General features: G+C 41.4%; 1 protein-coding gene. It reads right to left on the bottom strand.

Going from position 1 to position 1,022, the window contains the following annotated elements; translation table 11 throughout:
* Positions 1–34: 34 nt before the first annotated feature.
* Positions 35–1,022, bottom strand: a 988-nt coding sequence (locus tag CGS49_RS13750; protein WP_489752638.1) for a transketolase family protein, incomplete at its 5' end; no start/stop codon positions are given.

Raw genomic sequence — 1,022 nt, 5'->3', positions numbered from 1 at the left:
CTTGAAGTGCAGACAAACGAACTGCTGCTTTTACCTAGTCTGAGAATACGAAGAAGGTACCACCGTAAACACGAAGTCCACCATGGAGAGACATACCATTCAAGATTGCTCCCATCGCAAACTCACGTACACCAAATTGAATGTTACGGTTAAGACGATGTTCATCATCTTGTAGACCTTCAGATTTAATGTAAGTCATATTTGAGTGAGCCAAATCCGCAGAACCACCTAGGAATGTTGGCACTTTATCAGCAATAGCATTCAAAGCATCTTGACTTGAATTACGAGTTGCTTGTGAATAACCATTTTCAACAGCTGGGAAGTCTGAAAATTGGAATTCAACTGCATCCTTACCTTCAAGAATGCGTGCAAGTTCAGAACCAAGTTCTGGGTAAGATTGTTTGTACTCATCTACCAAAGCAACCCAAGTGTCATAGGCCTGACGACCACGATCAACTGTATTTTCCTTGAAATCAGCATAAACTTCTTTTGGAATTTCAAATGGAGCATGGTTCCAACCCAAGTTTTCTCTTGCAGCTGCTGTTTCATCTGGTCCAAGAGGAGCACCGTGAACACCGTTAGTTCCTTGTTTATTAGGAGCACCATGACCAATGATAGTCTTAACCTCAATCAAAGATGGTTTACCACTTGCTTTTGCACTTTCAATAGCAGCGTTGATAGCTTCAATATCTGTTCCATCTTGAACAAATTCAGTGTTCCAACCATAAGCTTCATAACGTGCACGTACATCTTCAGTAAATGAATCTTTAGTTTCACCGTCAAGATTGATATCATTTGAATCGTACAAGACAATCAATTTATCCAATTTTTGAAGACCAGCGTAAGATGATGCTTCGGCCGAAACGCCTTCCATAAAGCAACCATCCCCCGCAATAACATAAGTATAATGGTCAAAGATTGGGAAGCCTTCCTTGTTATATCGAGAAGCCAAGAAACGTTCAGCTTGTGCCATACCGACAGCCATAGCAATACCTTGCCCAAGTGGACCTGACGTAGCATCT

The sequence above is a fragment of the Faecalibacterium langellae genome, assembly GCF_002549775.1.
Lineage (GTDB): Bacteria > Bacillota > Clostridia > Oscillospirales > Ruminococcaceae > Faecalibacterium > Faecalibacterium langellae.
The sequence above is the reverse complement of the archived record's forward strand: the minus strand, read 5'-3'. Positions and strand labels throughout refer to the sequence as shown.